The 13,440-nt window shown below is 45.0% G+C and carries 13 protein-coding genes; 9 read left to right on the top strand and 4 right to left on the bottom strand.

Annotated elements, in window-relative coordinates:
- Positions 1 to 99: 99 nt before the first annotated feature.
- The 3 genes from fbaA to epd all read right to left on the bottom strand — a co-directional run bounded on the left by fbaA (position 100) and on the right by epd (position 3,711).
- On the bottom strand, positions 100 to 1,176 hold the full coding sequence (fbaA, locus tag F0232_RS21085; protein ID WP_061032423.1) for a class II fructose-bisphosphate aldolase: 1,077 nt from the start codon (positions 1,174 to 1,176) through the stop codon (positions 100 to 102).
- Between the two features lie 155 nt (positions 1,177 to 1,331).
- Positions 1,332 to 2,495, bottom strand: a complete 1,164-nt coding sequence (locus F0232_RS21080) for a phosphoglycerate kinase (protein WP_061032422.1) — start codon at positions 2,493 to 2,495, stop codon at positions 1,332 to 1,334.
- Positions 2,496 to 2,661: 166 nt separating this feature from the next.
- The gene (gene epd / locus F0232_RS21075; RefSeq protein ID WP_008223573.1) at positions 2,662 to 3,711 is read right to left on the bottom strand and encodes an erythrose-4-phosphate dehydrogenase; all 1,050 of its coding nucleotides are present in this window, start codon (positions 3,709 to 3,711) and stop codon (positions 2,662 to 2,664) included.
- A 203-nt stretch (positions 3,712 to 3,914) separates the two neighbouring features.
- On the opposite strand from epd, the gene F0232_RS21070 reads away from it, so the two are divergent.
- Positions 3,915 to 4,151, top strand: a complete 237-nt coding sequence (locus F0232_RS21070; protein WP_061032421.1) for a hypothetical protein — start codon at positions 3,915 to 3,917, stop codon at positions 4,149 to 4,151.
- Positions 4,152 to 4,238: 87 nt separating this feature from the next.
- Here F0232_RS21070 and tkt read toward each other — a convergent pair whose 3' ends face one another.
- Positions 4,239 to 6,233 (bottom strand): transketolase, encoded by a 1,995-nt coding sequence (tkt, locus tag F0232_RS21065; RefSeq protein ID WP_061032420.1) that lies wholly within the window; start codon positions 6,231 to 6,233, stop codon positions 4,239 to 4,241.
- A gap of 356 nt (positions 6,234 to 6,589) precedes the next feature.
- On the opposite strand from tkt, the gene metK reads away from it, so the two are divergent.
- The 8 genes from metK to ruvX all read left to right on the top strand — a co-directional run bounded on the left by metK (position 6,590) and on the right by ruvX (position 13,370).
- Positions 6,590 to 7,744 carry a methionine adenosyltransferase gene (gene metK, locus F0232_RS21060; protein ID WP_004738986.1) on the top strand — a complete coding sequence of 385 codons (1,155 nt, stop codon included), beginning with the start codon at positions 6,590 to 6,592 and terminating at the stop codon, positions 7,742 to 7,744.
- Between the two features lie 368 nt (positions 7,745 to 8,112).
- On the top strand, positions 8,113 to 8,910 hold the full coding sequence (locus tag F0232_RS21055) for a DUF2189 domain-containing protein (RefSeq protein WP_008223581.1): 798 nt from the start codon (positions 8,113 to 8,115) through the stop codon (positions 8,908 to 8,910).
- 78 nt (positions 8,911 to 8,988) lie between these two features.
- Positions 8,989 to 9,489, top strand: a complete 501-nt coding sequence (locus F0232_RS21050; RefSeq protein ID WP_061032419.1) for a SprT family zinc-dependent metalloprotease — start codon at positions 8,989 to 8,991, stop codon at positions 9,487 to 9,489.
- Between the two features lie 149 nt (positions 9,490 to 9,638).
- Positions 9,639 to 10,370 carry an endonuclease gene (locus F0232_RS21045; RefSeq protein WP_008223584.1) on the top strand — a complete coding sequence of 244 codons (732 nt, stop codon included), beginning with the start codon at positions 9,639 to 9,641 and terminating at the stop codon, positions 10,368 to 10,370.
- 153 nt (positions 10,371 to 10,523) lie between these two features.
- Positions 10,524 to 11,255 carry a 16S rRNA (uracil(1498)-N(3))-methyltransferase gene (rsmE, locus tag F0232_RS21040; RefSeq protein WP_061032418.1) on the top strand — a complete coding sequence of 244 codons (732 nt, stop codon included), beginning with the start codon at positions 10,524 to 10,526 and terminating at the stop codon, positions 11,253 to 11,255.
- Positions 11,256 to 11,264: 9 nt separating this feature from the next.
- Positions 11,265 to 12,215 (top strand): glutathione synthase, encoded by a 951-nt coding sequence (gene gshB / locus F0232_RS21035; protein ID WP_105057606.1) that lies wholly within the window; start codon positions 11,265 to 11,267, stop codon positions 12,213 to 12,215.
- A 108-nt stretch (positions 12,216 to 12,323) separates the two neighbouring features.
- Positions 12,324 to 12,887, top strand: coding sequence for a YqgE/AlgH family protein (locus F0232_RS21030; protein WP_032498752.1), 564 nt, complete (start codon positions 12,324 to 12,326; stop codon positions 12,885 to 12,887).
- Positions 12,888 to 12,947: 60 nt separating this feature from the next.
- Positions 12,948 to 13,370, top strand: coding sequence for a Holliday junction resolvase RuvX (ruvX, locus tag F0232_RS21025; protein ID WP_004738973.1), 423 nt, complete (start codon positions 12,948 to 12,950; stop codon positions 13,368 to 13,370).
- The last annotated feature ends 70 nt before the right edge of the window (positions 13,371 to 13,440 follow it).

Genomic DNA, 13,440 nt, shown 5'->3' with positions numbered 1-13,440 from the left:
CTAGGTTTTTCACATAAATAATACAATTTTTTATCAGACACAAAAAAACCCGCTCGATGAGCGGGTTTTTAAAACTTAAAGAGTACTTAATTCAAAGAATTATAGTACGTCTACAGCGTTAAGGTCAGCGAATGCTTTCTCAAGACGAGTAACCATAGAAGCTTGACCAGCACGTAGCCATACGCGTGGATCGTAGTACTTCTTGTTTGGCGCAGCTTCGCCAGTTGGGTTACCGATTTGACCTTGTAGGAAATCGAAGTTATCAGCAGAGTACTGACGGATACCATCCCAAGTTGCCCACTGTGTATCAGTATCGATGTTCATTTTGATAACACCGTAGCCGATAGACTCTTGGATTTCTTCTTCAGAAGAACCAGAACCACCGTGGAATACGAAGTTTAGAGCGTTAGGTGCGATACCGAACTTCTCTGCACAGTATGCTTGAGAATCACGTAGGATAGTTGGAGTAAGTACAACGTTACCAGCTTGGTAAACACCGTGTACGTTACCGAAAGAAGCAGCGATAGTGAAACGTGGGCTAACAGCCATTAGTTTCTCGTATGCGTATGCTACGTCTTCTGGAGAAGTGTAAAGCTCAGATGCGTCCATGTCAGAGTTATCAACGCCGTCTTCTTCACCACCAGTACAACCAAGTTCAATTTCGATTGTCATGTTCATTTTAGCCATGCGCTCTAGGTACTTAGCACATGTTTCGATGTTCTCTTCTAGAGACTCTTCAGAAAGGTCTAGCATGTGAGAAGAGAATAGAGGCTTACCAGTTTGTGCGAAGAACTCTTCACCAGCGTCTAGTAGACCGTCGATCCATGGAAGTAGTTTCTTAGCAGCGTGGTCAGTGTGTAGAATAACTGGAACGCCGTAAGCTTCAGCTACAGCGTGTACGTATTTAGCACCAGCTACAGCACCAAGGATTTGTGCACCTTGACCTTCAAGTTTAACGCCTTTACCTGCGAAGAATGCAGCGCCACCGTTAGAGAACTGAACAACTACTGGAGATTTAACTTTAGCAGCTGCTTCTAGTACTGCGTTTACAGAGTCAGTACCAACAACGTTTACAGCAGGAAGAGCAAATTTGTTTTCTTTTGCTACTTCAAATACTTTCTGTACGTCATCGCCAGAAATCACACCAGGTTTTACAAAATCGAAGATCTTAGACATGGAAATAGTCCTATTTATTCTATCGTTTTAAGATTAAAAAACTTAAGTTTAAAAACTTGCAATCGTTTGCTCACAACTTATGCCATTCTAGCAAAAAAGTGTGATATGCAGCAAACGTTAAAAGGCGAGATTCGCATCTCGCCTTTCTAAATCAATTATGCTTTAGCACGCTCTTCAAGCATTGCTACTGCAGGAAGTACTTTACCTTCAACGAACTCAAGGAAAGCGCCGCCGCCAGTAGAGATGTAAGAAACGTCAGCTTTGATACCGAATTTATCGATAGCTGCTAGCGTGTCACCACCACCTGCTACAGAGAAACCTGCAGACTCAGCGATTGCTTTAGAGATACCTGCTGTACCCGCTTCGAAGTTCTTGAATTCGAATACGCCTACAGGGCCGTTCCAAAGGATAGTTTTCGCGTTGCCGATGATTTCAGCTAGAGCAGCAGTTGAATCTGGACCTAGGTCGAAGATCATGTCGTCGTCTGCAACTTCAGAAACGTGCTTGATTTCAGCTTCTGCGTTCTCGTCGAATGCTTTAGCACATGCAACGTCAGTCGCTACTGGAATAGCACACTCTTTCATTAGCTTCTTAGCAGTGTCAACTAGGTCTGCTTCGTATAGAGACTTACCTACGTTGTGGCCTTCAGCAGCGATGAAGGTGTTTGCGATACCACCACCAACAACAAGTTGGTCTGCAACTTTAGATAGAGACTCAAGAACAGTCAGTTTAGTAGAAACTTTAGAACCACCAACGATAGCAACTAGTGGACGCTCTGGGTTATCCATTGCTTTACCTAGTGCTTCTAGCTCAGCAGCAAGAAGAGGACCAGCACATGCTACAGGAGCGTGAGTACCAACACCGTGAGTAGATGCTTGTGCACGGTGAGCCGTACCGAATGCATCCATTACGAAGATGTCACATAGAGATGCGTATGCTTTAGATAGCTCTTCTTCGTTTTTCTTCTCGCCTTTGTTGAAGCGAACGTTTTCTAGAACAACAAGCTCACCAGCGTTTAGCTCTAGGCCGTTTAGGTAATCTTTAGCTAGTTTAACTTCGCAATCTAGTGCGTCGTTTAGGTAGTTAACTACAGGAGCTAGAGAGAACTCTTCGTTGTATTCGCCTTCAGTAGGACGACCAAGGTGAGAAGTAACCATTACTTTTGCACCAGCTTCTAGGCAAAGCTTGATAGTTGGTAGAGATGCTAGGATACGTGCATCTGAAGTTACTTTACCGTCTTTTACTGGTACGTTTAGGTCAGCACGGATAAATACGCGTTTACCTGCAAGTTCCAGGTCAGTCATCTTGATCACAGACATGATTTGTCCTCTCAAATTTAAATAAAAATAAAGTTTTGGAAACTCAGCAACCCTGCTAAGCCTATAAATTATTCAACTGGTAATACTTTAGCTACTCATAATATGTGGACACTTCGCATTTATTTCAAGCTAAAAAATAAATAATCCGCACATTTGCTTCTAGGTCTTACTTCTTGCCTTCTGAAGCTTGCATTGCAAGAACCGTATCCAGCATTCGGTTCGCAAAGCCCCATTCATTATCACACCACACTAGCATTTTCACTAAGTGGCCATTGCTCACTCGAGTTTGTGAACCATCAACAATCGCGCTATGGGGATCATGATTAAAGTCAATGGATACGAGCGGCGCTTCAGTATAGTCAACGATGTTGTGTAATGTACACTGAGATGCGTTAACAATGGTTTGATTTACGTCATTAACTTTCACATTCGTATTAATTGTGACACTTAAATCCATAGCCGTAACATTAACCGTCGGCACTCGCACAGAAATAGCTTCAAACTTGTTAGAAAATTTCGGGAAGATTCTTTCAATACCTTTATGCAGCTTAGTATCGACGGGAATAATGGATTGGCTTGCAGCTCGAGTACGACGAAGGTCGCTGTGGTACGCATCAATTACTTGCTGATCATTCATCGAAGAGTGAATGGTCGTGATGGTGCCTGACTCGATGCCAAAGGCTTCATCAAGAACCTTAATAATAGGAACGATACAGTTGGTGGTGCATGAACCGTTAGAAACGATTCTGTGGTCGGCTTCGATAGTATCGTGATTCACACCGTAGATAATGGTGTTGTCTAGGTCATTAGCGCCCGGGTGTGAGAACAATACCTTCTTCGCGCCAGCAGCAATGTGCGCTAGGCCGTCTGCACGGCAACCGTAAACACCAGTGCAATCAAGAACGATGTCCACTTCTAGGTCACGCCATGGCAGCAACTCGATATCAGCAAGGTGTAGAATACGAATCGTATCGAACTCACCTTTATCTTCCACGCCGATGCCATGATGGACATAGATGTGTTCTTGGTCGTTGGAGATCTTCTTACCGAAGCGACCGTGACTGGTATCGTACTGTAATAGGTGAGCCATAGCGTCAGGCTGAGCAAGCTCATTGACAGCTACTACTTTGATTTGTTGGCTTTTGCCACTTTCATAAACAGCGCGTAATACGTTACGCCCTATTCGTCCAAATCCGTTTATCGCGACTTTTAGCATAGTTCCGTACATCTAACCAAAATTTCGTGCAACAGATAATAACTGAATCCTACCCAAAAGGCATTAGTTGAGTTGTCTAACTAGACAAAAGCAATCTATTAGCATTGATTATCAGTCTTGATTAATGTAGTTATTCAAGTGATGAGTCTTACCTAGTTCTACGGCTGTTTCTAACCCAGTTTTCTCAACCAAAGGAAAAGGTTATGTCTGGATACCCAGCGACTCATTTTTGCAAGACATGCAATAAAGACACACCACATAGTGAAATTCTTGTTCGCCAGACAAGCAGTTATGATACCGACAAAAGTTTACTCGGTAGAATTAAGCTTTTTGCTAACTCAATTATCAATGGCGGCCACTACTACAGCATGGATAGGTACGTGACATGTAAAGTATGTTGCACTAAAGAGCTGGACAATTGGGGTAATGAATTCGAATAGCCTAAAATTTGTATATTACTAAAAAACCGAGCCTGATAGCTCGGTTTTTCTTTCATTGCTTGTTAGCACGAGGCTAACAAGCAATGATTAAGCAAGAAGCTCTTTTGCTGTGTTTACTACGTTTTCAGTAGTGAAACCGAACATCTTGAATAGCTCACCTGCAGGTGCAGATTCGCCAAACGTTGTCATACCGATGATCTTGCCACCAAAACCAACATACTTGTACCAGAAGTCAGCGATGCCAGCTTCGATAGCGATACGAGCTGTTACGTCAGATGGAAGTACAGATTCACGGTACTCAGCGTCTTGCTTGTCGAATGCGTCAGTTGCAGGCATAGATACTACGCGTACCTTCTTACCTTCAGCTGTTAGTTCAGCCGCAGCGTTAACCGCTAGCTCAACTTCAGAACCTGTAGCGATAAGGATCAGCTCTGGCTTACCTTCACAATCTTTCAGGATGTAACCACCCTTCGCGATGTTAGCTACTTGCTCTTCGCTACGCTCTTGCTGCGCAAGGTTTTGACGAGAGAAGATTAGAGACGTTGGACCGTCTTTACGTTCGATAGCCAGTTTCCAAGCGACTGCAGACTCAACTTGGTCACATGGACGCCATGTGCTCATGTTTGGAGTCAGACGTAGAGAAGCCATTTGCTCAACTGGTTGGTGAGTTGGGCCATCTTCGCCAAGACCGATAGAGTCATGCGTGTAAACTTGGATGTTCTGAACTTTCATCAGAGCAGCCATACGCATTGCGTTACGAGCGTATTCCATGAACATTAGGAATGTCGCGCCGTATGGTACGAAACCACCGTGCAGAGCGATACCGTTCATGATCGCAGTCATACCGAATTCACGTACACCGTAGTGGATGTAGTTACCAGAGAAGTCATTTGCTTCTAGAGACTTAGAGCCGGACCACATAGTTAGGTTCGAAGGCGCTAGGTCAGCAGAGCCGCCCATGAATTCTGGAAGCATTTGACCAAACGCTTCTAGAGCATTTTGAGATGCTTTACGTGAAGCAATGTTTGCAGGGTTAGCTTGAAGATCAGCAATGATTGCGTTTGCTTTCTCTTCCCACTGTGCTGGAAGTTCACCGTTAGTACGACGTTTGAATTCTGCTGCTAGCTCTGGGTAAGCCGCTGCGTAAGCGTCAAACTTCGCGTTCCACGCCGCTTCTTTTGCTGCGCCCGCTTCTTTCGCATTCCACTCAGCTGCGATATCTGCTGGGATTTCGAAAGGACCGTGTTCCCAGCCAAGCGCTGCTTTAGTTGCTGTGATTTCATCAGCACCTAGTGGAGCGCCGTGGCAGTCGTGCGTACCTGCTTTGTTTGGAGAACCAAAACCGATGATAGTTTTAGTACAGATAAGCGTTGGACGAGGGTCTGCTTTAGCTGCTTCGATAGCTGCATTGATTGCTTCAGGATCGTGACCGTCTACTGCTGGAATTACGTGCCAGCCGTATGCTTCAAAACGCTTAGGAGTATCGTCAGAGAACCAACCTTCCACTTCACCATCGATAGAGATACCGTTGTCATCCCAGAAAGCAACCAGCTTACCAAGACCTAGCGTACCAGCTAGTGAACATGCTTCGTGAGAGATACCTTCCATCAGACAGCCATCACCCATGAATGCATAAGTGTAGTGGTCTACGATGTCGTGACCTTCTTTGTTGAACTGTGCAGCCAGTGCTTTCTCTGCCATTGCCATACCAACAGCGTTAGTGATGCCTTGACCTAGTGGACCCGTCGTTGTCTCGATACCAGGAGCGTAACCGTACTCTGGGTGACCAGGAGTCTTAGAGTGTAGTTGACGGAAGTTTTTCAGATCTTCAATTGAAAGCTCGTAGCCTGCAAGGTGAAGCAGAGAGTAAATCAACATTGAACCATGGCCGTTAGACAGGATAAAACGGTCGCGGTCAGCCCACTCTGGGTTTGCTGGGTTGTGGTTCAAGTGGCCACGCCAAAGAACTTCAGCGATGTCAGCCATACCCATAGGTGCGCCTGGGTGGCCTGAATTTGCTTGTTGAACACCGTCCATGCTAAGTGCGCGGATTGCATTGGCTAGATCTTTACGAGAAGGCATGTCTGCTCCTGGATACATAAGCGATTTAAAAAAGAGATAGTGCTAATGTTTTCATTTTAATTAGCGCGGGTATTCTCTCAAACGACTATTGCGACTGCAAACGTTTTACTGGCATTTTAACGGTCATTTTTCGCAATTTTCGAACATTTACATCACTTGTCAGCCGCTTATCTCAACCAACACGCAAACGTTTAGTTATGGCATATCATAAAAAAGAGCTTGTAATTCGACCGCTGGAATTTAGAATAGACGTCTAGATGTAGAAACACCTACAAAATATACTGTATTTAATGGCGGCGCTTCCTAGCTTGCGACGCCATGAACTATTTACACCAAAAACTAAAAGTGGAGCTCTCATGGCTAAGCACCTATTCACTTCTGAATCTGTTTCAGAAGGTCATCCAGATAAAATTGCAGACCAAATCTCTGATGCTGTTCTTGATGCCATCTTAGAACAAGATCCAAAAGCACGTGTTGCTTGTGAGACTTACGTAAAAACCGGCATGGTTATGGTTGGCGGTGAAGTAACAACTTCTGCATGGGTTGATATCGAAGAGATCACTCGTGAAACAGTTCGTGAAATTGGTTACGTTCACTCTGATATGGGCTTTGACGCTGACTCTTGTGCCGTTCTAAACACAATTGGTAAGCAGTCTCCAGACATCAACCAAGGTGTTGATAAAGCAGACCCGAAAGAGCAAGGCGCAGGCGACCAAGGCATCATGTTTGGTTACGCGACTAACGAAACTGAAATCCTAATGCCAGCTCCAATCACTTACTCTCACCTTCTTGTTAAAAAGCAAGCTGAAGTACGTAAGAGCGGCAAGCTAGACTTCCTTCGCCCAGATGCGAAATCTCAAGTTACTTTCCAGTACGACCAAGGTAAGATCGTTGGTATCGATGCTGTTGTTCTTTCTACTCAACACTGTGATTCGGTAACAACACCTGACCTACGTGAAGCGGTAATGGAAGAGATCATCAAGCCAGTACTTCCTTCAGAGTGGATCAACAAAGACACTAACTTCTTCATCAACCCAACAGGCCGTTTCGTAATCGGTGGCCCAATGGGTGACTGTGGTCTAACTGGTCGTAAGATCATCGTTGATACCTACGGCGGCGCAGCTCGTCACGGTGGCGGTGCATTCTCTGGTAAAGATCCATCAAAGGTTGACCGTTCTGCAGCTTACGCAGCACGTTACGTTGCGAAAAACATCGTTGCAGCTGGTATGGCTGACCGTTGTGAGATTCAACTGTCTTACGCTATCGGTGTTGCTGATCCAACATCAATCATGGTTGAAACGTTCGGTACTGAGAAAGTAGCGCACGAAATCATCATTGAAGCAGTTCGTCAAAACTTCGACCTACGTCCATACGGTCTTCAAGAGATGCTGAACCTTCTTCAGCCTATCTACAAGCAGACTGCAGCATATGGTCACTTCGGTCGTGAAGAGTTCCCTTGGGAAGCGACTGACAAAGCAGCAATCCTTGCTGACTTCGCTGGCCTAAAATAATTTAGCCACTGCGATTTGTTTCTTTAAAGCCCTTACTGCTTAGTAAGGGCTTTATTTTTATGTACTTACCGAACCTTCACTGGCTACTTCTTTCTCTAACGCCCTTCTTTACCGATAACCACTAAGTATAAAAAGCCGCTGATAATTTGTGTTTTCTAACACTACTGACAATAGTTAAGGTAACTCCTAGGCGATCAAGCTCACATTTAACTTAAATTAATTCAGTCTGATAACGCTCGTTAAATGCACGCTAGAACAAAAACTGGGATGACAAAGAGCAATTTAGCTCAACACCATAACTCTCACACAAGCCACACCGATGAGTCTTATGGAATTATAACTAGGACGTTATTTAACTAGGGGGATCTATGCCTCGTACCGCGCACCCATCCGAACTGAACGATAAAAAACACAAGGTCAGCGATAAGGATTACGCTCGCACCATTCCTTGCAACCAAATCAGTATTTCCGCACCCTTTCATTGGTTGTCGCTTGCTCTGCATGACTTAGTAAGAATGCCATTAATCAGCGCATTTTACGGTTTATGCTTTATGGGAGCGGCAATCGCCATTGTTCAACTTGTCCAATGGCAAGGAACACACTTGGTGGTGATGCCAAGCTTGATTGTGTACATGCTGATAGGACCTTTTCTTGCTCTGGGCTTGTATGACGCAGCCTGGGAAAGAGAAAAAGGGCACAACGCCAGCCTATTCCATTCAATGAAAGCCATTACTCGCAACTCGACTCACCAGTGGGCCTTTGCGATTGTATTAATGGTCGCGATGATATTCTGGATGCGTATCGCCGCTCTATTGCACGCTTTGTATCCATCAGTACAAGGCGCACCATTAGCAGAGTTTGCGCCCTTCTTGATCACGGGTTCTGTGATTGGATTTGTTATCGCCAGCCTAATCTTCAGCATCTCGGCATTTTCTATTCCATTGATGATGGAGAGACGCGTGGATGTGATGAGCGCAATCTTCACCAGCTTCAATGCCGTGAAATCCAACATCCCTGCAATGGTGGTGTGGGCAAGTATTATTTGTGCCGGTATTCTGGTGGGCTTTGCAACCTACGGCATTGGTATGATCGTCACCATGCCGCTACTTGGTTATGGTACATGGCATGCCTACCACGAAATCATCAAGAAGAATCACCACCTATAAATTATCGCCAGAATAACGAGCAATGTTATGATGAGGCCTTAGCTTAAACGCTGAGGCCTTTTTTGGAGTTAACAACGTTTGTCTTACACCCCGCAACAACATCGAGCAAATAAGAAATTGGCCGAGTGCCTAGCTATCGCTAATCAACATTTTTCTCGTGAATTCCCATGCCCGACCATGACTTACAAGTTAAGAGGTAAAGCGGCAGGAAAGGCCTACCTTCAGCTCAATGAAATTAAGCTTAACCATGTACTCTTCGCCGAGAATGAGGATGCCTTCATTAACGAGGTGGTGCCTCATGAACTGGCACATCTGATCACACATCAAGTCTTTGGACGAGTGAGACCTCACGGGAATGAATGGAAATACGTGATGGAAAAGGTATTCAACGTGCCAGCTAAAACGACCCATAGCTTTGAGATATCCTCAGTGCAAGGGAAGACCTTTGAGTATCGCTGTGCCTGCACGGTTTATCCACTTTCTATCAGACGTCACAACAAGGTGTTACGTAACCAGTCAAGCTACCGCTGCCAGCAGTGTAATCAAACCTTAGCCTTTACAGGCACGCAACTCAGCTAACTCCCCGACTCGGCGCCAGCTTTATTTTATCGCGCCCCTCGCCAATTTAGAAAACTGCACTCAATGGAATTCATGATAGAAATGTAATGGAGAAATCCATCCTTTGGGTGCTAGACTGATGTTTATCATACTTTTATCAGTCTTTTTCTATGTATAAAACCACTCCAAAAGCATTTGGCCTATCGGTGTCTTTTTACTTATCGATAGTATTTGGCCTACTGGTAACCCAAAGCGTTTTCGCCGCTCCACCAAGCTCATTCTCCAAAGCAAAAAAAGAAGCCGTGAAGATTTACCTTGATCACCCGACTTCATTCTATTGTGGCTGTGACATTACTTGGAAAGACAAAAAGAAAGGCATTCCAGATCTTGCAGGCTGTGGTTATCAAGTGCGAAAGCAACAAAAGCGGGCCAGTCGAATTGAGTGGGAACACGTGGTTCCCGCTTGGCAATTTGGCCACCAGCGACAATGCTGGCAAGACGGTGGACGCAAGAACTGCACCCGCAATGACAAAATATTCAAATCCATGGAAGCCGACCTTCACAACTTAACGCCGGCGATTGGTGAGGTTAACGGGGATCGCTCCAACTACAATTTCAGTCAGTGGAATGGGATGGATGGAGTAAGCTATGGTCAGTGTGAAATGCAGGTCAACTTCAAGCAACGTAAGGTGATGCCGCCAGACAGAGCAAAAGGATCTATCGCTCGAACTTATCTTTACATGAGCCAAGAGTATGGTTTCAAGCTATCTAAACAGCAAACCAATCTGATGATGGCGTGGAACAAGCAGTTCCCTGTCGATGAGTGGGAATGTACTCGTGATGAGCGTATCTATGCCATCCAAGGGAATCACAACCCATTTGTTTATCCAGCTTGTAAATAACGCCACTCGCGTAACCCACATTCCTAGCCGTCTCAAACAAGAGTTTCAGAATTGCCCCTGAAACTCTTGCTCTACCCTTGTTTTTTCAACTAAAAGCATCCATGTTAGGCAGAGACAAAATACCCAAATGATCATATTTATAGGTTTACCAGCATGAGAATCCCTCGTATCCATCACCCAGAACGCATTCATCAGTTAGGTTCACTCGCTTTAGGCGAAGATGCCGCGGGTCATGTTGGTCGTGTCCTTCGTATGAAAGAAGGTCAAGAAGTGCTTCTTTTTGATGGCAGTGGTGCTGAATTTCCAGCGACAATTGCTGAAGTATCAAAGAAGAATGTGACGGTTAATGTTACTGAGCGAATCGAGCGCAGCAGTGAATCTCCATTAGACTTACATTTGGGGCAAGTGATCTCACGTGGTGACAAAATGGAGTTCACAATCCAAAAATCAGTAGAGCTTGGTGTGAATACCATTACTCCTCTGATTTCAGAACGCTGCGGCGTTAAACTAGATGCTAAACGCTTCGAGAAAAAACTCGCTCAGTGGCAGAAAATTGCGATCGCAGCGTGTGAGCAGTGCGGTCGAAATACAGTTCCAGTGATTCGCCCTATCATGCAACTTGAAGAATGGTGTAGCGAACCGAGTGAAGCATTAAAGCTGAACTTACATCCTCGTGCAAAATACTCAATTAATACCCTTCCAGAACCTATCAGTAAGGTACGCCTATTGATCGGCCCTGAAGGTGGCTTGTCGGCTGAAGAAATCGGCATGACAGAACAATACAAATTTGAAGAGACGCTACTCGGCCCACGTGTACTTCGTACCGAAACAGCAGCTCTAACCGCAATTACTGCCTTACAAGTCCGTTTTGGCGATCTAGGCTAGGAGAAAAAAATGATCAAACTTGGCATCGTAATGGATCCAATTTCATCCATTAACATCAAAAAAGACTCTAGCTTTGCCATGATGCTTGAAGCTCAGCGTCGTGGTTACGAAATCCATTACATGGAAATGAATGATCTACACTTAGATCAAGGCGTAGCGATTGCAGACACTAAGGTCGTTGAGCTCAAAGAAGATCCAAATGGTTGGTATGAATTCAAGTCAGAACAGACTATCGCGCTATCTGATTTAGATGCTGTACTGATGCGTAAAGATCCTCCGTTTGATACTGAGTACATCTACGCAACCTACATTCTTGAGCGTGCTGAAGAGAATGGCGCACTGATCGTAAACAAACCACAAAGCCTACGTGACTGTAACGAGAAGCTGTTCACAGCATGGTTCCCTGCACTAACACCAACCACCATCGTGACTCGCAAAGCGGAGAAAATCAAAGAATTCCGCGAGAAGCATGGCGACGTAATCCTTAAACCACTTGATGGTATGGGTGGTGCATCGATCTTCCGTGTGAAAGAAGGCGATCCAAACGTATCAGTGATCATAGAAACACTGACTAACCACGGTCAAAACTACGCGATGGCACAGACTTTCGTTCCTGACATCAGCAACGGTGATAAGCGTATTCTTGTAGTTGACGGTGAGCCAATGCCTTACTGCCTAGCTCGAATCCCTGCTAAAGGCGAAACTCGAGGTAACCTTGCAGCTGGCGGTACTGGTGAAGCACGTCCTCTAAGTGACACAGATTGGGCGATCGCAAGAGCGGTTGCTCCTGCACTAAAAGAAAAAGGTCTAATCTTCGTTGGCCTAGACGTCATCGGTGATAAGCTAACTGAAATCAACGTAACGAGCCCTACATGTATCCGCGAAATCGAAGCCGCTTTCGATATCTCGGTAACGGGCAAGTTAATGGATGCAATTGAGCGTCGCGTTAACGCAAAATAACCTAAGCTAAAAGAAAGCCCTAGCGCTTCACACATACGTCTTAGGGATAGAATGAGCGGCTTTACGCCGCTCTTTTCCTTTATTGGGAACACACTGGCAGGAGGCTCTATGAACCTAACGAACCACTTTTTGGTCGCTATGCCCGGGATGAAAGATCCGTATTTTCAAAACTCGGTAATCTACCTCTGTGAACACAACGAGGAAGGTGCGATGGGGTTAATGATTAACGCTCCCATCGATGTCACTGTCGGTAGTATGCTCAAACAAGTTGAGGTTGAGTCTGAACAACCAAAAGCGAATCAAGCCAGCCTTGATAAGCCGGTATTAAATGGTGGACCTGTAGCAGAAGACCGCGGGTTTATTTTGCACAAACCTAAAGGCAGCTATCAATCCAGCATCAACATGACTGACCAAATCTCAGTAACAACCTCAAAAGATATCTTGATGGTGTTGGGCACAGAAGATGAGCCGATGAATTATTTAGTCGCACTTGGGTATGCAGGATGGGAACCGGGACAACTGGAAACCGAACTGACCGAGAACTCATGGTTAACCGTTGAGGCCGACCCTAAAGTCATCTTCGATACGCCAATTTCAGATCGCTGGAAAGTTGCGGTACAAATGTTAGGTATTAATGCCGCTCAGCTTTCAGCAGACGCTGGTCACGCCTAGCTCAAATCAGCTAAATAAAATAAACAGACACTCTCAAACACAGATAAATTTGGAAACCCCATGTCACGAACAATTATGGCATTTGATTACGGTACAAAAAGTATCGGCAGCGCGATTGGACAAGAAATCACTGGCACAGCGAGCCCTTTAAAAGCGTTTAAAGCTAAAGACGGTATCCCGAACTGGGACGATATCGAAAAACAGATTAAAGAGTGGCAACCAAATCTTATCGTCGTCGGGCTACCTACCGATCTTCACGGTCGTGATCTAGAGACCATCACACCAAGAGCAAAGAAATTTGCTAACCGCTTAAAAGGTCGTTTTGGTGTTGATGTTGAGCTGCATGACGAAAGATTATCGACCGCAGAAGCAAGAGCCGACCTCTTTGACATGGGTGGCTACAAAGCATTAAGTAAAGGAAATGTTGATAACCAGTCCGCAGTTGTCATTCTCGAAAGCTGGTTTGAAGCACAATATTCTTAACGAAAATTAAGTGAGCAAAAAGCAACCCGATTTGTGATCCCGCACGAATTTCTCGCCGTAAAGACGATGC

Source organism: Vibrio sp. T3Y01 (assembly GCF_013114525.1).
Lineage (GTDB): Bacteria > Pseudomonadota > Gammaproteobacteria > Enterobacterales > Vibrionaceae > Vibrio > Vibrio chagasii_B.
This window is presented reverse-complemented; position numbering and strand designations above follow the sequence as displayed.